The 21,365-nt window shown below is 69.2% G+C and carries 20 protein-coding genes and 1 riboswitch; of the genes, 7 read left to right on the top strand and 13 right to left on the bottom strand.

Annotated elements, in window-relative coordinates:
- Window positions 1-30: 30 nt before the first annotated feature.
- The 3 genes from BZB76_RS26360 to BZB76_RS26350 are packed head-to-tail and all read right to left on the bottom strand — an operon-like array spanning window position 31 to window position 2,722.
- Complete coding sequence (locus BZB76_RS26360; protein WP_121437114.1) at window positions 31-1,017, bottom strand: D-alanine--D-alanine ligase family protein; 987 nt, start codon at window positions 1,015-1,017, stop codon at window positions 31-33.
- Window positions 1,014-2,144: an alanine racemase gene (alr, locus tag BZB76_RS26355; protein WP_121437113.1), complete on the bottom strand. Its 1,131-nt coding sequence runs from the start codon at window positions 2,142-2,144 to the stop codon at window positions 1,014-1,016. Before alr ends, BZB76_RS26360 begins: the two co-directional genes overlap by 4 nt.
- On the bottom strand, window positions 2,141-2,722 hold the full coding sequence (locus tag BZB76_RS26350) for a M15 family metallopeptidase (protein WP_211343194.1): 582 nt from the start codon (window positions 2,720-2,722) through the stop codon (window positions 2,141-2,143). The genes alr and BZB76_RS26350 overlap by 4 nt, the downstream gene beginning before the upstream one ends.
- Before the next feature lie 815 nt (window positions 2,723-3,537).
- On the opposite strand from BZB76_RS26350, the gene BZB76_RS26345 reads away from it, so the two are divergent.
- Entirely contained in the window at window positions 3,538-6,762 is a 3,225-nt protein-coding gene (locus BZB76_RS26345; protein ID WP_170180754.1) for an RHS repeat-associated core domain-containing protein, read from the top strand.
- Window positions 6,763-7,033: 271 nt separating this feature from the next.
- On the opposite strand, the gene BZB76_RS26340 is transcribed toward BZB76_RS26345, so the two are convergent.
- The 5 genes from BZB76_RS26340 to BZB76_RS26320 form a co-directional block, all read right to left on the bottom strand.
- Window positions 7,034-7,243 carry a hypothetical protein gene (locus BZB76_RS26340; RefSeq protein WP_121437111.1) on the bottom strand — a complete coding sequence of 70 codons (210 nt, stop codon included), beginning with the start codon at window positions 7,241-7,243 and terminating at the stop codon, window positions 7,034-7,036.
- 97 nt (window positions 7,244-7,340) lie between these two features.
- Entirely contained in the window at window positions 7,341-7,955 is a 615-nt protein-coding gene (bluB, locus tag BZB76_RS26335; RefSeq protein ID WP_121437110.1) for a 5,6-dimethylbenzimidazole synthase, read from the bottom strand.
- A 32-nt stretch (window positions 7,956-7,987) separates the two neighbouring features.
- Window positions 7,988-8,183: riboswitch (cobalamin riboswitch) on the bottom strand.
- Entirely contained in the window at window positions 8,171-8,617 is a 447-nt protein-coding gene (locus BZB76_RS26330) for an arsenate reductase ArsC (RefSeq protein WP_121437109.1), read from the bottom strand. Its footprint overlaps the riboswitch before it by 13 nt.
- Window positions 8,610-9,638: an ACR3 family arsenite efflux transporter gene (arsB, locus tag BZB76_RS26325; protein ID WP_121437463.1), complete on the bottom strand. Its 1,029-nt coding sequence runs from the start codon at window positions 9,636-9,638 to the stop codon at window positions 8,610-8,612. The genes BZB76_RS26330 and arsB overlap by 8 nt, the downstream gene beginning before the upstream one ends.
- 44 nt (window positions 9,639-9,682) lie before the next feature.
- Window positions 9,683-9,997 carry an ArsR/SmtB family transcription factor gene (locus BZB76_RS26320; protein WP_121437462.1) on the bottom strand — a complete coding sequence of 105 codons (315 nt, stop codon included), beginning with the start codon at window positions 9,995-9,997 and terminating at the stop codon, window positions 9,683-9,685.
- A gap of 140 nt (window positions 9,998-10,137) precedes the next feature.
- Here BZB76_RS26320 and BZB76_RS26315 point away from each other — a divergent pair, with 140 nt between their 5' ends.
- From BZB76_RS26315 to BZB76_RS26305, 3 genes are read left to right on the top strand one after another with little or no spacing between them, the layout of a single operon-like run.
- Entirely contained in the window at window positions 10,138-11,340 is a 1,203-nt protein-coding gene (locus BZB76_RS26315; protein WP_121437108.1) for an erythromycin esterase family protein, read from the top strand.
- Window positions 11,341-11,374: 34 nt separating this feature from the next.
- Window positions 11,375-12,148, top strand: a complete 774-nt coding sequence (locus tag BZB76_RS26310; RefSeq protein WP_121437107.1) for a methyltransferase domain-containing protein — start codon at window positions 11,375-11,377, stop codon at window positions 12,146-12,148.
- A 30-nt stretch (window positions 12,149-12,178) separates the two neighbouring features.
- The gene (locus BZB76_RS26305; protein WP_121437106.1) at window positions 12,179-12,841 is read left to right on the top strand and encodes a hypothetical protein; all 663 of its coding nucleotides are present in this window, start codon (window positions 12,179-12,181) and stop codon (window positions 12,839-12,841) included.
- Between the two features lie 86 nt (window positions 12,842-12,927).
- Here BZB76_RS26305 and BZB76_RS26300 read toward each other — a convergent pair whose 3' ends face one another.
- Both BZB76_RS26300 and BZB76_RS26295 read right to left on the bottom strand, forming a co-directional pair.
- Entirely contained in the window at window positions 12,928-14,439 is a 1,512-nt protein-coding gene (locus BZB76_RS26300) for an MDR family MFS transporter (protein WP_121437105.1), read from the bottom strand.
- A 119-nt stretch (window positions 14,440-14,558) separates the two neighbouring features.
- Window positions 14,559-15,077: an Lrp/AsnC family transcriptional regulator gene (locus BZB76_RS26295; protein ID WP_121437104.1), complete on the bottom strand. Its 519-nt coding sequence runs from the start codon at window positions 15,075-15,077 to the stop codon at window positions 14,559-14,561.
- Between the two features lie 108 nt (window positions 15,078-15,185).
- Here BZB76_RS26295 and pdhA point away from each other — a divergent pair, with 108 nt between their 5' ends.
- From pdhA to BZB76_RS26280, 3 genes are read left to right on the top strand one after another with little or no spacing between them, the layout of a single operon-like run.
- A complete protein-coding gene (pdhA, locus tag BZB76_RS26290) occupies window positions 15,186-16,286 on the top strand; it encodes a pyruvate dehydrogenase (acetyl-transferring) E1 component subunit alpha (RefSeq protein WP_121437103.1) in 1,101 nt (366 codons plus the stop codon).
- Window positions 16,283-17,296, top strand: coding sequence for an alpha-ketoacid dehydrogenase subunit beta (locus BZB76_RS26285; RefSeq protein ID WP_121437102.1), 1,014 nt, complete (start codon window positions 16,283-16,285; stop codon window positions 17,294-17,296). Before pdhA ends, BZB76_RS26285 begins: the two co-directional genes overlap by 4 nt.
- A complete protein-coding gene (locus BZB76_RS26280; RefSeq protein ID WP_121437101.1) occupies window positions 17,293-18,666 on the top strand; it encodes a dihydrolipoamide acetyltransferase family protein in 1,374 nt (457 codons plus the stop codon). The genes BZB76_RS26285 and BZB76_RS26280 overlap by 4 nt, the downstream gene beginning before the upstream one ends.
- Here the strand turns inward: BZB76_RS26280 and BZB76_RS26275 are convergent.
- The 3 genes from BZB76_RS26275 to BZB76_RS26265 form a co-directional block, all read right to left on the bottom strand.
- Entirely contained in the window at window positions 18,653-19,279 is a 627-nt protein-coding gene (locus BZB76_RS26275) for a TetR/AcrR family transcriptional regulator (protein WP_246007220.1), read from the bottom strand. The genes BZB76_RS26280 and BZB76_RS26275 overlap by 14 nt on opposite strands.
- A gap of 99 nt (window positions 19,280-19,378) precedes the next feature.
- Window positions 19,379-19,774: a VOC family protein gene (locus tag BZB76_RS26270; protein ID WP_121437461.1), complete on the bottom strand. Its 396-nt coding sequence runs from the start codon at window positions 19,772-19,774 to the stop codon at window positions 19,379-19,381.
- 371 nt (window positions 19,775-20,145) lie between these two features.
- Window positions 20,146-21,309, bottom strand: a complete 1,164-nt coding sequence (locus BZB76_RS26265; protein WP_246007219.1) for a tannase/feruloyl esterase family alpha/beta hydrolase — start codon at window positions 21,307-21,309, stop codon at window positions 20,146-20,148.
- Between the last annotated feature and the right edge of the window lie 56 nt (window positions 21,310-21,365).

The raw sequence follows: 21,365 nt of genomic DNA, 5'->3' as shown, positions 1-21,365 counted from the left end.
GCATATGCAAACGGGACCCCCTGCCAGGGATCATGAGTCTCGCCGCACCGCGCCGGTGGGGTCGGGCACGGTGGCCGCGTCGACCAGCCGCGCCAGGAGCCCGGGGTAGGGCAGCCCGGCCGCGGCGAACATCCTGGGCACCTGCGAGTGGGCCGTCATGCCCGGCATGGTGTTGATCTCGTTGAGGACGGGCCCGTGGTCGGTGAGAAAGAAGTCGATGCGGGCGACGCCCGCGCAGCCGAGCGCGTCGAACATCCGCAGCGCCGCGTCGGTCAGGGCCGCCCGGTCGGCGGCGTCAAGATCGGCGGGCACGGTGAACCGGGCCGACCCGTCGTATTTCGCCTGAGTGTCGAACAGGCCGTCGGCGTGGATCTCCAGCGGCGGCGACGCCCATCGACGGCCATCGGCCTCGCGCAGGACGGCCACGTCGATCTCCCGTCCCGCCACGACGTCCTCGACCAGGATCCGGTCGTCGAACCGCGCCGCGTGGCACAGCGCCTCGCGCAGTTCGGCGGCGTCGCGGGCCAGGGCGACACCGTAACTCGACCCGGCCGAGGCGGGCTTCACCACGACCTCCTTCTCGAACCCGATACCGGCGATGTCCGTCGCCGCGACCAGGCGGCCGGGTGCGGTGCGGATGTTCACGGCTTGGGCGACGAGCTTGGTCGTCCACTTGTCCATGCCGACCGCTCCGGCGCGCAGGGCGGAGCCGACCATCCGGACGTGCGCCAGGGCGCACAACGCCGCGAGAGTGCCGTCCTCACCGGACGGGCCGTGCACCGCCGGGAAGACGACGTCGGCGCGTTCGATCACACCCAACGCCGCCGCCAGGGAGCAGGCCACCCGCGATCCGAGCGCGGCGGCCCCCGCTCGCCACGTCCCGTCACGGTCGATGATCAGTTCCTCGACGTCGAACCCGCCCTCGCGCAGCCCCCGCGCGATCGCCCCGGCCGTGGCCACGGAGACGTCGTGCTCGGCGTTCTCGCCGCCACCGACCACCACGATCCGCCGTGTCATCCGATGCTCCTTCGCACGCGCGGCCCGATGCCGGTGACGATGGTGTGCGGAATGGTCCCGGCCCAGCGGGCCCAGTCCTGGACGGTGGGCGTCGCTCCCCCGTCCGGCCCGAACAGGGTCGCGGACGTGCCGACCGGGAACGCCCGAGCGCCGGTGTCGATCACGATCTGATCCATGGAGATCCGTCCGACGACCGGGAAACGCCACCCATGGACCTCGACACCGGCCTCGGACGAGCACTCTCGTGGGATCCCGTCGGCGTACCCGACGGGCAGGACGCTGAGGTGGGTGGCGCGGTCGGTGACGTACGCGCCGTCGTATCCGACCGGCGTACCGGAAGGGACCGCCGTGGTGTGGACGATCGGCGCGGTCAGACGGGACGCGCCGTGCATGTCCACGGTTCCGGAGGGATCGATGCCGACCAGTCCCGCCCCCACGCGAACAATGTCGAAGTGGGTCGCCGGGTCGGTCAGCGTCCCCGACGTGGCCGCGAGATGGGCCGGCGGCGACCCGAGCCCGCCCGCCTGGACGGCCCGCCGCGCCTGCCGCATGGCGGCGACCGCCGGGACGTTCGCGGCGGGATCGGCCCGGTCGGACAGCGCGAGATGCCCCATGATCCCGACGACGCGGACCTTGCGGGCCTCACCACCCCGCCGAGCGAGATCGACGAGTTCGTCCCACCGCCCGCGCGGACAACCACCCCGCGACATCCCGGTGTCCATGTGGAGATGGACCCGCACCGGCGACGTGGCCCGCGCGACGAGCGCACCCAGTTCGTCCACCGACCCGACCGCGACGTCGACCCCGGCGGCCACCGCCGCCCCGACATCGATCCCATCGGGGTGCAGCCAGGTCAGGATCGGCACCGTCAACCCCGCGGCGCGCAACGCGCAGGCCTCCGCGACGCTCGTCGTCCCCAGCCACCCCGCACCGGCGGCGACCGCGGCCCTGGCGACCGCGACGGCGCCGTGACCGTAGCCGTCGGCCTTGACCACGGCCATGATCGTGCTCTGGGTCCGCGCGCGGATCCTGGCCACGTTCGCGGTCAACGCCACCGGCAGCGTCTGCAAGGTCGGCGGCTCCAGAGTCTCCGCGCGGCGCTCAGGGGCGGCCGTGACCCCGTTCACGGGCGCGTCCCGGGCGTGAACATCGGAGGGCGACCGTCGCCTGCGGCACGGGGATGCCGTTCACCCGGATGCGGCAACCGGACCGGGGGAACCGTGCGGTACTCGAAGTGCCACCACTCGTTGTCGTAGACGCGGTAGAGCCCGTACCGTCCACCGTGCTGTTCGAGCCACCGCGCGCCCTCGGTCGGCCGGACGTCGACCGCGAGCCCCCGCACATGGCTGGACTCCTCCGGCGGCAGCACCCGGCGCCGCGCCGCCGCCACCGAGCCGGTGCGCCGCACCTCCTTCGTGAAGATCTGGTACTGCTCGGCCGGGTCGCGGTACCCCGAGGTGAGGCCGATCAACTGCCCGTACCGCCAGAACGCCTCGGTCCGCGCGCGGGTGAACGCCGCCAACGCCTCCGGTGCCAGCCCACGCAGGTCTTCGGCGGGAAAACGCATCCCCAGCGCCCACTGGCAGGCCAGGAACCGGGCCTGGCCAGGCGCACGGCACCAGGCGACCGGCACCAGCAGCACTCCGACGAGCCGCGTGAGGACGGCCAGGACGCGAACCTTGATTTCCAGGGACGATGTCTTCACCGCTCACCGCCGCGCTCGCCGATACCCCGATCGCGACGACGACCGTCCGATCTTCGGCAGGGCCCGCCACCGAGGATCGCCGGGCCGACGACCGGCACGGATCCGCGCGGACAACGGGACGGTGATGACGGAGATGCGCTGTGGTCCATGCCTCCACTGAAGGCGGCGGGCCGTTGTCAGGGCGTATCCGGTTTTCGATACACCCGCGATACATCGACGCGGGTTCCGACCGCGGCGCCCTCGCCCCGGCGGACCTTCCAACCGTTCTCGGCCATCCGGGAGACGGGTCACGCCCTGCCGCTCTCGGCAGGTGGTTGTCGGAAAGAATTCCGACAACCGCCTGCGGCCATCCGTTCAAACCCGTTCCAGGGGGTTTACTTTTGATGATTTCAAGTCCACCATAATCCATGTCGTCAAGATCACGGCGAAAAAACGTCTCCTCCTACCCCCCGCAGAAAGGGCCTTCCGGCCGGCCGGTTTCCGTCCTGTCCGACAAGCATCGCCGTCGGCACGGCCACGCCCATCTCGCCTCCCCCGGGCATCACAGAACAACGCGAAATTCTTTCGCCATGCCCTGGGGTGAAACCGGTACGGCGCTCTACGCCGAAAAGAAGGAAACGAACGTGTTCAGAAAACCTGCGACGTGGGTCGCCGTTTCGGCGCTCACGGTCTCTGGCTTCGCGCCACCCGCCACCGCCGACACCGTCGCCGACGCCCCGCGAGCCCACCAATTCCAGCGCCTGTACCCGGAAATCGGATCTCCGAACGCGGCCAATCCCAGGTTAGGACCGTCCAAACGAGGCGGAGTGCGCCTGGTGAGTCCGGGAACGGTCGCGGACGCCTCCAAGACGAGGATTCCGGCGCGCGCGCCGTCCGGCACCCGGACCCCCAGGACCGCCGCCCTCGCGTCGGTACCGGTGGGGATCGGCCCGGTCCGCAACGGTACCTTCCTCTCCTTCAACCTGGCCGACTACCTGCAACTCAAGGTGAACACCGGCTCCGGCAACGCGATGGTGCGCACCACCGACATGTCGCTTCCCGGGGTCGGCGGCAACGTGACGGTGGGGGCCGCCTACAACAGCCTGCTGCATGCCGCCGACGCGCCGACCGGTGTCGTCTCGCCGGGCTGGCGCACCCGCCTCGGCCAGGACGTCCGGTTATATGAGAACAGCGACGACTCGGTCACTTTCACCGGACCGGACGGGGTGTCGGGCGTGTTCACCCCGTCCGGATCGGGCTACACCTCGCCCAAGGAGTTCAAGGGCGACCTGGTGACCCAGTCCGGCGGCGGATGGAAGTACACCGACCACGGCTCGGGTCAGCGGCATTACTTCGACTCCTCGGGCCTGCCGACCAAACTTGAGGACCGCAACGGCAACGTCACCGATTTCGGCTACACCTCCGGAAACATCTCCACGATCACCTACAAACCCAAGGGGGAAACGACCGGTCGGCAGATCAAGGTCGGTTCGTACGGCGATCGCCTCACCCGGTACGCCCAGGACAAAGCCGGGGGCGGTCGCCGTATCGCGGTCTACACCTACGACGGCGCCGACCGGCTCCAGCGAATCCAGGAGCCGGCGGGTGAGGTGATGTCGTTCGGTTACGACGGCTCCGGACGGCTCAACTCCATTTCCAACGGGAAGGGCGCGGTCACCGAACTGGTCTATGACGGCGACCACCGCGTCCTGTCGGTCACGCGGGTGGGGTCCACCAACCGGCAGGTGACGAGACTGGCCTACCCGTCCGACACCGAGACGCAGGTGGCCGACCCCAACACCGACCAGTCCAAGCCCGTCGAGGACGTCCCGCACACCACCTACACGCTCAACTCCAACGACCGGGTCACCAAGACCGTCGACCCGGCGGGCAAGACCCGTTCCAAGACCTACACCCCGTTCAGCGACGTCGCCTCGTACGAGAACGCCAACCAGGGCATGACCTCCAACACCTTCGGCGCCAACGGCGGCGAGTCGCCGACCCGGTCCGCGTCGCCGACCGGCGCCACGTCGTCGCTCACGTACGGCAACTCGCCCACGGACCAGAACCCGACCGCCGCGTACCAGCCCTCGGCCGGGTCCGACACCCAGGGGAACGCCAGCGCCTACACCTACGACGGTCCGGGGAATCTGTCCTCGGCCAAGAACGCGCTCGCGGCCGAGGCCAAGCTCGCCTACAACGACGACGGCACCGTCAAGGAGTCCACCGACCCCGGCAACGGCACCAACTCCACCACCTACTCCTACGACGACGGCCACCAGCTGAAGTCGGTCACCCCGCCGACCGGTAACAGCCTCGGGCGCAAGAGCTTCACCTACGACGGCTACGGGCGGCTGGACACCGTCACGGACGGGAACGGCAAGAAGACCGGCTACACCTACGACGACAACGACCGCGTCCTGACGATCGCCTACTCCGACGGCACCCCGTCGGTCACCTACACGTACGACCGGGCCGGCAACGTCCGTACCCGGACCGACGCGACCGGCACCACCACCTGGACGTACACCCAACGCAACCTGCTCGGCGGGCGGCACTCCACCTCGGGTGGCGGCGAGATCACCTGGCAGTACGACGCCACCGGAAACCTGGTCGACCAGCTCAACGACGCCGGCACCCTGCACTACGTGCACAGCGTCCGCAACCTGCTGGCCAGCATGACCGACTACGCGGGCAGGACGTGGGAGTTCGACCACGACGACGACGGCAACCGCACCGACACCTACTTCAACCGGACCTCCTCCACCGCATGGGCGATGCACACCCGCAACACCTATGACGGTTCCGGGCGGATCACCCGCATCGTCACCTCGCGGGCGGGTGACGACGGCAAGAAGATCTCCGATGTCTCCTACTGCTACTCCAAACGGGGCTCCGCCACGTCGTGCGACACCGGCAAGTCCAACGACAGCGGTCTGCGGCAGTGGAGCAAGGACAACCTCACCGGAACGATCAGCGACTACACCTACGACAAGGGCAACCGCCTGACCAAGGCCACCAACGTCGCCGGACACACCTACGAGTACCGGTACGACGAACGCGGCAACCGCACCTCCGTCACTAGGGACGGAACCGAGACACAGCGGCTGACCTTCAACTCCGCCAACCAGGTGACGACCGGCGGCGAGACCTACGACGCCGCGGGCAACCGCACCGCCGGAAACGGTCTCGAAGGCACCTACAACGCGGCCCGCCAGACCACCCGGTTCACCCGGGGGACCAGCACGATCCCGTACGCGTACGCCGGCCCCGGCCAGGCCGAGATGACAAGCGCGAAAGGCCTGTCGGTGGTCTACGGGCGGTCTGCGGGCACGAGCGGCGGAATCGTCTCCTACACCTACGGCAGCACCACCTTCTGGATGATCCATGACAGCGGCGGGACTCCGCTCGGCTACCTCGACGACGGCAAGCCGCACGCGTTCGGAAGCGACGGCCTGGGCTCGGTCACCTCGATCGTGTCCCAGGCCGGCACGCGGGAGGCCGCCTACACCTACGGTCCGTACGGCGAGACCACCGCGGACGACGGCCCGCAGTCGGCCCTCAACCTCATGCGCTACACGGGCGGTCTTCACGAACCGGCGAGCGGCCTGCTCAAACTCGGTGATCGCTTCTATGACCAGGGTCGGGGCCGCTTCACCCAACAGGACGTCGTCAACGCCATCGGCGACCCCAGGACCGGCAACCGCTACGCCTACGCCGGCGACAATCCGATCAACAACCTCGATCCGACCGGACACTTCTACGAGCAGTTCAAGATCGATGTCTGCTACTTCGCCTGTGTCGGGGTCGGGGTCGCGACCGGGGACGGCGGGACACGTCCGATCGGCTCGGTGGGCCTCGGCCTGGACGTCGGCGTCGGCGGCTCCGCGACCGCCAACACCGGCCAGGTCCAGTCGGGGCTCACGGTCGGTGGTAGCTGCAGCGCACCGGGCCTCACCGCCGCGTCCGAAATCTCGATGACCGGCGAGGCCGGTGCCAGCGCGGGGGTGACCACGGGCACCGAGTACGGATGTGCCTTGGAGGAGACGTTCACCATGTGACGTCCGCGTGTTTCCGTGACGGCGTGGTCCCGGCCGTTCTCCCCTTGTGGAGCAGCGGCCGGGACCACGCCGGCCCTGGTCACTTCCGCCGCGCCATCCGGGACAATGTCACAAGGGTCATCACGAGGATTCCCACGATCAGCACCGCGGTCAGAACCACCGCTATCGGACTGTTGATTCCGTTGGCCGCGATGATGTTCCCGGCGGATATCGGACCGCGCATCGCAAGCCTCCAATCATTGTGGACGGTGATCGTCGCCGACGCCCGGCATCAAGGAAGTTCGCGGTCCCGTTTCCGGTGGCCTCGCTCGTCGTAGGGCGTTGACCAGCCCTGCTCGGCGTAATTGCGGTTGACGCGAGAACGCAGGCGTCGCGGGACCCAGAGCACGGCGGGCCCGGGTCCTCTCTTCCGCAGTCTCAACAACGTCACCGCCATCACAATGATCATGAAGGCGAGTACCACCACGAAGATCGCGTCCATGCTGTATCACCCACGCTGAGTTCGGCGTCGACCCTTCCTTATTCCCTCACTGGTCGAGCCAAACGACGCCGGGCCGGCACGACGATTCGACGGTGCCTTACCAGTGGTCGTGGTGGAGGGCCTCGCTCAAGGGCCGGCGACGGCGCCAGCCGTGCCGTTCGAGATCCGGGGTGTCGTGATGGCGGGTGACCGGGCCGACGCACAACCAGGCCACCGGACGAATCGTCGCCGGAATGCCGAGCAGGCGACGCAGAAACGGCTCCCGATAGAACGAGACCCAGCCGACTCCCAGCCGTTCCGCGGTCGCCGCCAGCCACAGATTCTGGATGGCCAGGCACACCGAGTACAGGCCCGTGTCGGCGATCGCATGGCGTCCGAGAACCGCCGGTCCGCCGCGCTCGGGGTCGTAGGTGACCACGATCGAGAGACTCGACTCCAGAATTCCCTCGACCTTGATTCCGGCGAACCGGTCCGCGGCGTCCCCTTCAAGGGTCGCGGCGAAGGTCGCGCGTTCGGTCTGGACGTGCGCGTGAAAGGCGCGCCGTACGGCCGGATCGGTGACGAGGACGAAATCCCAGGGTTGTGACAACCCGACGCTGGGCGCGGCGTGCGCGGCCGCGAGAACGCGGTCGAGCGCGTCGTTCGGAATCGGCGCCCCGGTGAACTCGGCGCGCACGTCGCGGCGGCGGTGGATGACGTCGTAGATGTTCAAGGCAGGCTCCCGCTGCGTAGGGCCACCATGATGGTGGCCGCCGGAGCGAGGCCGGTCTTCGGACTTCCGGATCGACGCTCGAATCGTCCGCCTTCCCGACCTGACGGTCAGTGACCGCGCGTGACGCGCATGGACGACGGCTCCCCGGTTACCGCGGCGGGCCCGTGCCGGAATTTCACCGGCTTCCCGATTCTCCCCACAAGGGGCACCTCGCATCAGTACATGCCGCCTCGAATGTACCGGTGTCCGCCGCCGCGGTGTCCGGCGGCGAGTTCGGCGACGAGGGTTTCGACCCGGGCACGGATCTCGTCGCGGACGAGGCGGACGGCGTCCACCCCCTGTCCTGCCGGATCGTCGAGCCGCCAGTCCAGGTAACGCTTGCCGGGAAAGACAGGACAGACATCGCCGCACCCCATGGTGATGACCACGTCCGACGCCTGGACGGCGTCCACGGTGAGCACCTTGGGCGTCTCGGCGGTGATGTCGACTCCCTCTTCCGCCATTACTTCGACCACCACCGGATTGACGTGCTCGGCGGGCATCGACCCCGCAGAACGCACCTCGACGCTCTCCCCGGCGAGGTGGGTGAGGTATGCGGCGGCCATCTGCGAACGCCCGGCGTTGTGCACGCAGACGAACAGGACACTGGGCTTGTCAGGCATCGATCGTCCTCGCTTCCGTACGGCGGCGAACCCACAGGGAGACGTACACCAGGGCCACCAGGACGGGCACTTCGACGAGCGGCCCCACCACACCCGCCAGGGCCTGGCCGGAGGTGACACCGAAAGTGCCGATGGCGACGGCGATGGCGAGTTCGAAATTGTTTCCGGCGGCGGTGAACGCCAACGTCGCCGTCCGCGCATAGGCCAGCCGAACGGCGCGACCGACGATGAACCCTCCGCCCCACATCACCGCGAAATACATCAGCAGCGGCACCGCCATGCGGGCGACGTCATAGGGCCGGTCGGTAATCGTTTCGCCCTGGAGGGCGAACAGTACGACGATGGTGAAGAGCAGACCGTACAACGCGACCGGACCGACCCGGGGCAGGAACCGGTTCTCGTACCAGTCCCGACCACGCGCCCCCTCTCCGGCGCGGCGGGTGAAGTACCCGGCTGCCAGCGGCACCCCGAGGAATACCAGCACGTTCACCACGATCTTGCCGGTCGACAGGTGCAGGTCGTCAGTGGCCAGGCCGAGCCACCCCGGCAGCACCTTGAGGTAGAACCAACCCAGCGCACCGAACGCGACGACCTGGAAGACGGAGTTCAACGCGACGAGGACGGCTGCGGCCTCCCGGTCACCGCACGCCAGGTCGTTCCAGATGATGACCATGGCGATACAGCGGGCCAGCCCGACAATGATCAGCCCGGTCCGGTACTCCGGCAGGTCAGGCAGGAAGACCCACGCGAACGCGAACATCACCGCGGGCCCGACGACCCAGTTGAGCAACAGCGACGAGACCATCAGCCGCAGGTCGCCCGTAACGGTGTCGAGCCGGTCATACCGAACCTTGGCCAGGACCGGGTACATCATGACCAGCAGCCCGACCGCGATCGGCAGCGAGACTCCCCCGACCTCGACCGCGGACAGAACGTCGTCCAGCCCCGGCACAGCGCGGCCGAGTCCGAGCCCCGCGGCCATGGCCACCATGATCCACGCCGGCAGCAGCCGGTCCAGCATGGACAGCCTTCCGACCAGCCCGGTCTCGGCTCCGGTCCGCGCGGTCACGTGCAGGGCCTCCTGCGACCTTCGCCCTGGACGGCACGGGCCGTGGCGGCGAGTTCACCGAGCCACACCGCGACCGCGTCCAGCGCGTCCGGCCGGAGCCGGTAGTAGGTGAACCGCCCGGACGGCTCGGCCTCCACCAGCCCGGCGTGCCGCAGCACCCGCAGATGGTTGGAGACGTTGGTCTGCCTGGCCCCGGTCTCCTCGACCAGGTGACACGTGCACAACGCCTCCTCGGCGAGCAACGTCACGATCCTGGCCCGAAGCGGATCCGCCAGCACCTTCAACACATCAGCCTCTACTGACATCACCATAGGCTGATACGTTATCCGACCGTCCACCCCGGAAGCGACCACGCCAACCGACATGTACTCGCGTTTGAGAGTTCCAACCGGCTTTCCTGGCGTTTTCTCCAAAAAGTACTTATCGTCCTTTCAACGCTAGCGTTTAAGGCATGACTGCCATTGAGAACGCCGTCCATGCCGTTGACGTCACCACTGTCATGGGGCTGCTCTCGGCTCGGCCGCGGCTGCTCGCGCTCGGGGAACCCACGCACGGCGAGGAGGATCTGCTCGCGGTGCGCAACGAACTCTTCCGGCAACTCGTCGAGCTGGAGGGCTACCGGACGATCACGATCGAGAGCGACTGCATGATGGGCCTGATCGTGGACGACCACGTCACCTCGGGCACCGGGGACCTCGACGACGTCATGGCGCGCGGATTCAGCCACGAGTGGGGCGCCTTCCCGGGAAACCGCGAACTGGTGCGCTGGATGCGCGCGTACAACGCGGAACGTCCCGCGTCCGAGCGGCTGCGGTTCGCCGGGTTCGACGGCCCGTTGGAGATCACCGGCGCCGCGAGCCCACGACAGGCCGTCACGGCGCTCCACGCGTATCTCGCCGAACGGGTCGACGGCGGCCTGCTGCCCTGTACAGCGGAAACACTCGACGAGCTACTCGGCGCCGACGACCAATGGACGAATCCGGCCGCGATGATGGAGCCGTCCCAGTCCGTGGGGCGGACGGACGAGGCCCAGCGGCTGCGGCTGCTCGTCGATGACCTGGTCGCCCTGCTCGACGCGCAGTCACCGCGCCTGGTCGCGACGTCCTCACCAGACGACTGGGACCGTGCGCGCATGTACGGACGGACCGCCACGGGATTGCTGCGGTACCACCACTGGATGGCGGACACGTCACCGACCCGTATGGCCAGGCTGCTCGCGGGGCGGGACTCGATGATGGCCGCCAACCTGCTCGCCCTCGCCGACCGGGGCCCGACCTTGGTGAGCGCCCACAACCTCCATCTCCAGCGGCACCAGAGCTCGATGCGGATGGGCGGTCAGCCGCAGGAATGGTGGTGCGCCGGGGCGATCGTCAGCGCTCGGCTGGGCGAGGGGTACGCCTTCGTGGCCACGGCCCTCGGCACGATCTGGCATCGGGGTGTCGGGGCCCCGCCGCCGGACACCGTCGAGGGGCTCCTGTACGCGCTCCCCCAGGACCGATGCGTCGTCGACCCCCGCCGACTGGCGGAGGCCTTCGGCGACGCGACGCCCGCTGCCCGAGAGTCCCCCTGGTTCGGCTACTTCCCGCTGGACCCGGTCCGCGCGGCGCACGAGGACGGGATCGTGTTCGTCAAGGACGCCCGCTCACCGGCTTGACTTCAAGCGAACTTGAAGTCGCACGATCGGGGGCATGGACACGAACCAGGCCACCGACCGTACCGGCGATGCCACCGACGCGCTCATCGCCCTGCTCGACCTCGCGGACACCCTGCCTCAGGCGAGCGAACTGCGCGCGCGTTCCTACGAGTTGCTCGGAATCACCCCCGGAGCGGGGGTGGTCGATGTCGGATGCGGGGCCGGACGAGCGGTCACGGAGCTGGCCGCACACGGCGCGCGGGCGGTCGGCGTCGATCCCAACGAGCGGATGGTCGGAGTGGCCTGGAGGCGCTGGCCCACCATGGACTTCCGTGTCGCCGGTGCCTACGAGCTGCCCTTCGACGACGGGGAGCTGCACGGATACCGGGCCGACAAGGTGTTCCACGTCCTGGACGACCCCGCCCGCGCGGTCGAAGAGGCGCGACGCGTGCTCGCCCCCGGCGGACGCGTCGTGCTGGTCGGGCAGGACTGGGACACCTTCGTCATCGACGCCGACGACCCGGCGCTCACGCGCACCATCGTGCACGCCCGCGCCGACCAGGTCGTGAATCCTCGCGTCGTCCGCCGCTCCCGCAACCTTCTGCTGGACGCGGGCTTCACCGACATCACCGTCGAGGTCCACACGGCGGTCTTCACCGACGAGACGATGCTGCCCGTACTGGTCGACCTGGCCGGAAAGGCGCACGCGGCCGGGGCGATCAGTGACGCGCAGGCCGAATCCTGGATCGACGAGCAACGTGACCGAGGCCGGAACGGACGGCTGTTCTTCGCCCTCCCCATGTTCGTGACCGCCGCCACGCGCCGATGAACATTCGTGTTTTGTGAGTAGGGTGCGTGGATGACGAGCCCACAGCTTGTTCGGTTATCACCCGCGGTACGGCGCAATGCCGTACTGGGTGTCGCGTACGGGGGCCTGCTTCTGATCACCGGTTTCGCGGCCGTCGTTCTGTTCGACTTCAGCGTCGATGTCGGGCTCGATCTCGTCACCGACCCGCAGGACGACCGGCAGCGGCTGGCGGCATGGCGCGGCGCGGCCGTGCTCGCCTACACCTCCGGAAGCGAGGTGGGCCAGGTCTGCGCCGTGATCGCCGGTGCGCTGGCCGTGCGGTGGCTCGGCCGGGAAAGGCGGTGGGCCCGTCTGGTCGCCGCGGTCGGGGCCGGAGCGGGACTGGCGACGACGGGCCTGGGCGTGGCCCGCTGGATGGCCGCCGACCGTATGCGGGAACTGGCGAGGAACCGGATCGAAATCGACGAGGCCCAGGGAATTTACGCCGACCTCGATCCCGCTTTGAGGCGGCACGGCTGCGTTCTGGCCGCCATCGCGGTGGCGTTCGTCCTTTACCTGGTCGCCGCCGGAATCGGAGGCGCCGCAGCCCTGCTGGAACCGCTGTGGCTGCGAAGCACCGTCCTGGCTGTACTGGTGGTGGCGGCAATCCTGGCCATGCCCGTCGTCCATTACCTGGTCAGTCGCGAATTCACCCCGTCGGGAGGATCCGGCTGATCTTTTCGGCGAGGGTCGCCGACCATTCCCGGACGCGCCACGGCGCCGATCGCGTGATCGGCGCCGTGGGCGTTGGGTCGGGCAGGTCAGCAGACCGGTTCGAATTCCGGGTCGTCCGCGGTGGCGGCGTCCGGCGTTTCGGCGGGCTTCGGACGCTTCGGCAGCAGGAACGCGATGCCGATCGTCACGACGGACAGCGCGGTGATGACGACGAACGACAGCCGCATCCCGTCGAGCTGGGCGACGGCCGCGCCGACACCGTCCGCGATCCGGCTCTCCGCGCGTCCCGCCATCACGGTCACGACCAGGGCGGTGCCGAGGGCCGAGGCGACCTGCTGGAGGGTGCCCAGCATCGAACTGCCGTGGGAGTACAGGTCGGCGGGCAGCGCGCCCATGCCGAGGGTGAACACCGGGGTGAACGTCGCGGCCAGCGCGACCATCAGCACGGCGTGCAGGCCGAGGATCTGCCAGTACGGCATCGCCATGGAGATCCGGCTGAGGCCCGCCAGGGCGAGCACGATGACCATGGAGCCGGGGATGATCAGCTTGCGGGCGCCGTAGCGGTCGAAGAGCCGTCCGACGGACGGTCCGATCAGGCCCATCGCGAGCCCGCCCGGCATCACCAGCAGGCCGGTCTCCAGCGGGGTGAGGTCGCGCAGGTTCTGCAGGTAGAGCGGCAGAAGGATCATCGAGCCCAGCATCGCCATGAAGCCCAGCGACATCAGCACCAGCGACAGCGTGTAGGTCGAGTGGCGGAGGATGCGCAGGTCCAGCAGGGGCGTGCCGCGGCGCTGGAGCCGAAGCTGCCGGACGACGAAGATCGCGATGGTGGCCAGGCCGACCAGGACGATCAGCGTGGGAGCGGTCGCGCCGCCCTCACCGAAGCGGCTCAGCCCGTACACCAGGGAACCGAAACCGAAGGCCGCGGCGCCGACGCTGAACCAGTCGATGGTGCTGAGCCGCGGCTCACCGACGTTCTCCAGCTTCGCCATGCCGCGCCAGGTGATCAACCCCGCGATCGGCAGGACCGCCGCGAACAGCAGCCGCCACGAGCCGAGTTGCAGGATCACCCCGGAGATCGCCGGGCCCATCGCCGGGGCGACGGAGATCGCCATGGTGACGTTGCCCATCACCCGGCCGCGGTCCTCCTCCGGCACGACGGTCATCAGGGTCGTCATCAGCAGCGGCATCATCACCGCCGTGCCGGTCGCCTGGACGATCCGCGCGAACAGCAGCACCTCGAACACCGGCGCGACCGTGGCGAGGGCGGTGCCGCCGAGGAACACGCTCATCGCGATGGCGTAGGCGCGGCGGGTGGTGACCCGCTGCAGGAACCAACCGGTCACCGGAATCACCGCGGCCATCGCGAGCATGAACGCCGTCGACAGCCACTGCGCGGCCTGCTCGGTGATGTCCAGGTCCGTCATCAACCGCGGAATCGCGTTGATCATGATCGTCTCGTTGAGGATGACCACGAACGTCGCGAGCACCAGCAGCCGGACCACGGCGGGGGTCTTGCGGGTCTGGGAGGTTCGGCCGGACGGGACGCCATGGCGGGCGCCCTGCTTGGGGGCGGCGGGTTCGGGTGAGCTCTTCATGCCGGGGTAGACCCGTGCCGCCGCGAGAACTCATCGGTCGACGCCAAGATTCGTCCACGTAATCGTCAAGCGGGCGCCGACCTCGACCGATTCGTCGGTGCGGACGGCGCCGCCGTCGTCTACGCGGTCGCGGCGGGGCCGTCGTCGGGGACCGGCGGGGTCTCGTCGAAGATCAGCCACGTGCGGGTGGAGCGGACGCCCTCCACCGTATGGATGCGGGACAGGACGATCTCGCGGAGCGAGGCGTTGTCGGGCGTGCGCAGCAGCATGATCAGATCGACATCGCCGCCGACGAAGGCCATGTGCTCGATTCCGGGGATCCTCCGGAGCTGCGCCGACACGTTCCGCCATGAGTTCTGCTCGATGTTGATCAGAACGTAGGCGGCGGTGCCGAGGCCCACCCGGGCCGGGTTCACCCGGGCGGTGAAACCGGTGATGACATCGTCGGCGATCAGCCGCTCGACGCGCGTGTAGGCGTTGGAGCGCGACACGTTGACCCGTTCGGCGAGCGCCCGCATGGACAGGCGACCGTCGGCGGCCAACTCGCGCAGGATCGCCCGGTCGATGTCGTCGAGGGGCGGCGGCGTTCGTCCGGCGGAACCGGGCGGCAACGGCGCCTCGGAAGACGATTGGTCCATGAAGCTCCCCTTTGATCGACCAAGTGTCCCATTTTGCGGCGGCGTCTTGAGACTTATGTTCTGCCCGGTTCATATTTTTAGCATCGATCGAGTTCGGAGGTGGGGTCGATGGCCGGTCGAACGGAGACGCTGCTCCCCTCGGCGGAGCCCGTGCGGTTCCTGACCGACAGCGGTGCGGCGGCACGCGGACGGACGAACTACCCGGCGCCCGACCCCGAACTCCTCCGCCGGGCCTACCGGGCGATGGTCGTCGGACGGCGGTTCGACGCGCAGGCGACCGCGTTGACCAAGCAGGGGCGCCTGGCCGTGTACCCGTCCAGCCGCGGGCAGGAGGCGTGCCAGGTCGGCGCGGCGCTCGTCCTCGACGAGAACGACTGGTTCTTCCCCACCTACCGGGAATCGGTCGCGCTGGTCACGCGCGGCATCGACCCGGTCGAGGTGCTCTCCCTCCTGAGGGGCGATTCGCACTGCGGCTACGATCCCCGGCGCCACCACACGGCGCCGCAGTGCACGCCGCTCGCGACGCAGGCACTGCACGCGGCCGGGCTCGCGTACGCGGAGCGCCGCAAGGGGACCAGACGGGTCGCGTTGGTGTGCGTCGGCGACGGCGGCACCAGCGAGGGCGACTTCCATGAGGCGCTCAATTTCGCCGCCGTGTTCAAGGCGCCGGTGGTGGTCCTCGTCCAGAACAACCGGTACGCCATTTCGGTGCCGCTGGAACGCCAGACCGCCGCGCCCTCACTGGCCCACAAGGGAATCGGATACGGGGTGCGTTCCGAACGGGTGGACGGAAACGACCCGGTCGCCGTGCTGGCCGTGTTGTCGGCGGCCGTCGAGCACGCCCGGGAGGGAAACGGGCCGTTTCTCGTCGAGGCGCACACCTACCGGCTGGAACCGCACACGAACGCCGACGACCCGTCCCGCTACCGCACGGAGGCGGAGGCCGAGGAATGGCGGCGGCGCGATCCGATCGCACGGTTGGAGGCCTATCTGCGGCGTCGCGGCCACCTCACCGACACCGATGTCGCCGCGTTCTCCACCGAGGCCGAGGAGTTCGCCGAGGGCCTCAGAACCCGCATGAACGCCGATCCGGAACTCGCCCCGCTGGGGTTGTTCGACCACGTCTACGGCACACCGACACCGCAACTCGACGAGCAGCGGGCGCTGCTCCGCGCGGAACTCGACTCCACTCCGGAGGCGCTGTCATGACCACAATGGCGCAGGCCCTCAACACGGCACTCCAGGACGCCATGGACGGCGACGAACGCGTTCTGGTGTTCGGCGAGGACGTCGGGGCCCTCGGCGGCGTGTTCCGCGTCACCGACGGGCTCGCCGCGAAGTTCGGGGACGACCGCTGCTTCGACACCCCCCTCGCCGAATCCGGCATCGTCGGGTTCGCCGTGGGAATGGCGATGGGCGGTTTCCGGCCCGTCGTGGAGATGCAGTTCGACGCGTTCGCCTACCCGGCCTTCGAGCAGATCGCCTCGCATGTGGCGAAGATGCGCAACCGTACGCGCGGCCGGATCGAACTGCCGCTCGTCATCCGCATCCCCTACGCGGGCGGGATCGGCGGCGTCGAGCACCACAGCGATTCCAGCGAGGCCTACTACGCCCACACGCCCGGATTGAAAGTCGTCACTCCCGCGACGGTCCAGGACGCGTACTCGCTCCTGCTGGAGGCGATCGACGACCCCGACCCGGTCGTGTTCATGGAACCGAAGAAGCTGTACTGGTCGAAGGCCGACATCGAGCGGTTGGAACGCACGGAACCGTTCGGCCGCGCCGCCGTACGCCGCCCCGGCGCCGACGCGACGGTCGTCGCGTACGGGCCGGGGGTGCCGGTCGCGCTGGAGGCCGCCGACGCCGCCACGGCCGAGGGCTGGGACCTGGAGGTCATCGACCTGCGGACGATCGTCCCGTTCGACGACGCGACCGTCGCGGCGTCCGTGCGACGCACCGGACGCTGCGTCGTCGTCGCCGAGTCCGCGGGCTTCGCCGGGGTCGGCGCGGAGATCGCAGCCCGCGTCCAGGAACGCTGTTTCCACAGCCTGCTGGCGCCGGTGCTGCGCGTGACGGGTTTCGACGTCCCGTACCCGCCGCCGATGCTGGAGCACCACCATCTGCCGGACGTCGACCGCATCCTCGACGCCCTCGACCGGCTCCAGCGCGACGACCGTCCCGACACCCGGTACCTCGACGTCCGGGACGGTGCCGCATGAGCGAATCGATCTTTCGGCTGCCGGACCTGGGTGAGGGGCTCACCGAGGCGGAGATCGTCGAATGGAAGGTGTCGGTCGGGGACGTCGTGACCGTCGACCAGTCCGTCGTCGAGGTGGAGACCGCGAAGGCGGCCGTGGAGGTGCCCGTCCCGATCGCCGGCACCGTGACGCGGCTGTACGGCGAGGCGGGGACGGTCGTGAACGTGGGCGCGCCCCTCATCGCGGTGACCGCCCCGAAGCCCGCCGGGACGGAGGCCGCCGAGCGGTACCGGGAGGAGGAACGGGCCGGATCCGGCAACGTCCTCGTCGGCTACGGAACAAGCACGACCCGCCGCTCCCGCCGCGCCGCCACCCGTCTCTCCAGATCCCCACACCCAGAAACTCCACGCCCGGAGACTCCACACTCTGAGACTTCCCGTCCGGAAGCCTCACGCTCTGGAAGTACACGCACCGAAATACCACGGGCAGAGACACCACGGGTGGAGACCTCACGGGCGGGAACAGCGCGCGTCATCTCCCCGGTGGTGCGGCGTCTGGCCAGGGAGCACGGTGTCGATCTCGCCGCGCTCGTGCCGAGCGGCCCGGGGGGCGTCATTCTCCGCAAGGACGTCGAGGCGGCCATCGAAAGGGCCCGCGAGGAGGCCGCCGCCGCGACAACGTCCCCGGGAGAAGGCGCGGACGTGGTGCGCATCCCGCTCAGGGGGGTGCGCCGGACGACGGCGGACCGGGTGACCCGCAGCCGCCGCGAGATCCCGGACGCCACCACCTGGGTCGACGCGGACGCCACCCGCCTGCTGAAACTCAGGAGGAACATCCAGCGCACCGACCCGGACGCGGCCGTCGGGATGCTCGCCCTGTTCGCCCGGATCTGCGTGGCGGGGCTCCGCCGATTCCCCGAGCTCAACGCCCATGTGGACGTCGAACGCCACGAGATCGTCCAGGTGCCGCAGGTCAATCTCGGGTTCGCCGCGCAGACCGACCGGGGCCTCATGGTGCCGATCGTCCGCGACGCGCACCGCCTGACGCTGGCGGAACTCGCCGCCGAGCTGAAGCGGTTGACCGGCGCGGCCCGCGACGGCCGGTTGTCACCGGACGACCTCACCGGCGGCACGTTCACGCTCAACAACTACGGCGTGTTCGGCGTGGACGGCTCCACCCCGATCATCAACCATCCGGAGGCCGCGATGCTCGGCGTCGGCCGGATCGCCGACCGGCCCTGGACGCACAAGGGAAAGGTCCGGTCACGCAAGATCACCCAGTTGTCGTTGACCTTCGACCATCGGGTCTGCGACGGCGCGGTGGCCGGAGGGTTCCTCCGTTTCGTCGCCGACTGCGTGGAGCGTCCCGAGACGCTCGTCACCCACCTGTAGCGGCGCGGCGGCGCAGCCCGTCGAACGCGACCTTGCACAGCGCGTCGGCGATCTCGTCCGCGCCCGCTCCGCCACGCCGCGGCCTGTACCACTCGATCAGCGAGTTGACCAGGCCGAACAGCAACCGTGCCGTGATCGCCGGGTCGATGTCGGGACGGATGTCGCCGTCCGCCTCGGCCTGCTCGACCAGCCCCGCCACCAGCCGGTCGAACTCCCGCCGCCGCGCCAGCGCCCGCTTCTCCACGGCGGTGTTGCCACGCACCCGCAGCAGCAGGGTGACGAACGGCTGTTCCGCGACGAGGACGGCGACGCTGGCCCTGACCAGGTGTTCCAGCCGGTCGATCGCGCGCCCCTCCACGGCGGCGGCCTCGTCGGCGGCGGCGAACAGCCCGTCGAGCGCGCGGTCGACGGCGAGCCTCAGCAACTCGTCCTTGCCGGACACGTGGTAGTAGATCGCCGATTTGCTGATGCCGAGGCGCTTGGCCAGTTCGTCCATACTGGTGCCGTCATAGCCGCGCTCGTTGAACACCTTGACGGCGACGCGCAGCAGCGACTCCCTGTCGTAGCCGGGCCGTCCTCGCCGGGTCGCCCGCCCGTCGCGCACATTGTTCACGGTCGCCATTATCGCAGCGCCGCCGCCCTCTGACCGAACGGCCGGTAGGTTCCTCCGGACGGGCCCGCCGAACGCTCGGACGGCGGACCCGTCGAAGTTTCAGGCGCCGGTGGCGACCTTCCACAGATGGCCGTCAGGGTCGCGGAAGTAGCCGGAGTACCCGCCCCACTCGACCGCCGCCGCCTCCTTGACGACGGCGCCTCCGGCGGCCACCGCGGCGCGGATGACCTCGTCCACCGCGTCCTTGGAGTCGGTGACGAAGTGGAACGAGCAGCCACGGAACCCCGAGCCCTCCGCGGAGACGTCCGCGTCCTGCGCCGCCGCCTCCCACCGGTAGAGGACCAGCGCCGAGGACCCGTCGCCGAGGTCGCACTTCACGTAGTCGCCGTAGTCCTGGACGATCTCGCAGCCCAGCCCCTCGGCGTAGAACTTCTTGGCGCGGGCCACGTCCGCGACGCCGAGCATTATGGCGCTCACCTTCAGTTTCGTGTTCATGCGGTTCACGCTAGGCGCGGCCTGATCCGGCCGCTTCTCGATTCCTGATCGCTTCGCACGGGTCCGCCCTGGCCAGAGCCCTGCGCGCCCGTCCGGCCACGCAACGCGACGATCATGGTTTGAAAATCGGTCGAAAAGGCAGAGTTTGTCGCATAAGCTCAGCGAACCTCGCATGCGGTGCGGGCGTCCTACCTAGTGCGGCGGCGACATCGGCTCGAATCGCCGGGTTACATCCGGGCCCGGCGAGGGGAGATGATCAACATGGCACGGCAGCAGCTCATCAAACGCCCCAGACCCCCGCGTCAACCGAGCCCACCCGACCTTCGGACCCCATCTGGCCGCCTCCTGCCGTACTGACCGTTTCAACCCGATCACTCCGGACGGACGCCACGCTGCGTCCACGCGACCAGCCGGTCGAACGCGGTCAGGAAGTCGGACTGCATCGGCCGGACGAGCCCGGGAAACGCGCCGCTCAGCCCATCGGTGTGCGTGCCGCCGGGCACTCGGTAGTACCGGTGCAGCTTCTCCCGTCCCGCCTTCCGGACCATCCCGGCGTACACGTCGCCGTACTCACTGCTCGGCGTCAGAACGTCGAGCGTGCCCTGGACGCTGATCAGCGGACGGGCGATCCGCCCGGTCAACGACACCCGCCGGACGGCTGCGTGCACCTCCCGCGGACGTGACTCATAGCGATAGTCGGTGTCGCATCCCGCGCCCGAACCCTCCTGGCAGAACGGCGTTCCCGCCTCCCCGGGACCGTCATAGGACGGGTCCAGCTCCTCCCGGACGATCCGCTGCAGGAAGTCCCACAGATTCTTGTGGTGGTACTCCCAGAGCGGCTCCGACCCCGCCGGATATCCGGCGGCGAGCATCTCCTCACGCGCCCCCGGCTTGCCCGCCGCGTACCGAGGATAGGCGCGCAGCGCAGGCGGCAGTGTCGTCAGCAGACTGGGCCCTTCAGCCGCGAAGAACAACGCATTCCAGTCGACGCCTCCGCTGTACAGCGACGGGAACCGTTCGAGCTGTCCCCGAACGAGATAACCCCCGGCGGACAGTCCCGCGACATACGTGTGGCGCGGCGGACGACCGTACCTCTGCGCCGCGACACGCTTGGCCGCCCGCGTCAACTCGGCCAGCCGCCAGTGCCATTCCTGGATGGCGTCACCCGGTCGGCGCCCGTCCTTGTAGATGGTGGACCCGGTGTTGCCCTTGTCCGTAGCCGCGAACGCGTATCCCCTGGCCAGGACATGGTCACCGATGATCCGGTCGTTGGCGTACTGCTCCCGGACTCCTGGTGGACCGCTCACGACCAGCCCCCCGTTCCAACGCCGAGGCAGCCGGATGACGAACTGCGAGTCGTGATTCCACCCATGCGTGACGTTGGTCTTGGACGAGTCAGGGAAATAGCCGTCGATCTGGATTCCGGGAACACCCGACGGATTGACCGTCCCGGGCGCCTCCAACCCCGCCCAGTCCGCCGGATCGGTGTGCCCGCCCGGGACCGTCCCGGCCGTCGTCAGATCAGTCAGACACACGGCAGCAGACCGGGCAGCCCCGGGAACCCGCAGCCCTTTCTCTCCACAACCCGTAT

This window comes from Actinomadura pelletieri DSM 43383 (assembly GCF_003634705.1).
Taxonomy (GTDB): Bacteria; Actinomycetota; Actinomycetes; order Streptosporangiales; family Streptosporangiaceae; genus Spirillospora; species Spirillospora pelletieri.
This window is presented reverse-complemented; position numbering and strand designations above follow the sequence as displayed.

Bases quoted from the DNA above. Each gene is read 5' to 3' on its own strand.
- pdhA (WP_121437103.1), top strand. From the start codon at position 15,186: ATGGCCGGTCGAACGGAGACGCTGCTCCCCTCGGCGGAGCCCGTGCGG.
- BZB76_RS26270 (WP_121437461.1), bottom strand. From the start codon at position 19,774: ATGAACACGAAACTGAAGGTGAGCGCCATAATGCTCGGCGTCGCGGAC.
- BZB76_RS26360 (WP_121437114.1), bottom strand. From the start codon at position 1,017: ATGACACGGCGGATCGTGGTGGTCGGTGGCGGCGAGAACGCCGAGCAC.
- BZB76_RS26310 (WP_121437107.1), top strand. From the start codon at position 11,375: ATGGACACGAACCAGGCCACCGACCGTACCGGCGATGCCACCGACGCG.
- BZB76_RS26300 (WP_121437105.1), bottom strand. From the start codon at position 14,439: ATGAAGAGCTCACCCGAACCCGCCGCCCCCAAGCAGGGCGCCCGCCAT.
- BZB76_RS26295 (WP_121437104.1), bottom strand. From the start codon at position 15,077: ATGGACCAATCGTCTTCCGAGGCGCCGTTGCCGCCCGGTTCCGCCGGA.
- BZB76_RS26305 (WP_121437106.1), top strand. From the start codon at position 12,179: ATGACGAGCCCACAGCTTGTTCGGTTATCACCCGCGGTACGGCGCAAT.
- BZB76_RS26280 (WP_121437101.1), top strand. From the start codon at position 17,293: ATGAGCGAATCGATCTTTCGGCTGCCGGACCTGGGTGAGGGGCTCACC.
- BZB76_RS26315 (WP_121437108.1), top strand. From the start codon at position 10,138: ATGACTGCCATTGAGAACGCCGTCCATGCCGTTGACGTCACCACTGTC.
- BZB76_RS26340 (WP_121437111.1), bottom strand. From the start codon at position 7,243: ATGGACGCGATCTTCGTGGTGGTACTCGCCTTCATGATCATTGTGATG.
- BZB76_RS26320 (WP_121437462.1), bottom strand. From the start codon at position 9,997: ATGGTGATGTCAGTAGAGGCTGATGTGTTGAAGGTGCTGGCGGATCCG.
- BZB76_RS26330 (WP_121437109.1), bottom strand. From the start codon at position 8,617: ATGCCTGACAAGCCCAGTGTCCTGTTCGTCTGCGTGCACAACGCCGGG.
- arsB (WP_121437463.1), bottom strand. From the start codon at position 9,638: ATGCTGGACCGGCTGCTGCCGGCGTGGATCATGGTGGCCATGGCCGCG.
- BZB76_RS26285 (WP_121437102.1), top strand. From the start codon at position 16,283: ATGACCACAATGGCGCAGGCCCTCAACACGGCACTCCAGGACGCCATG.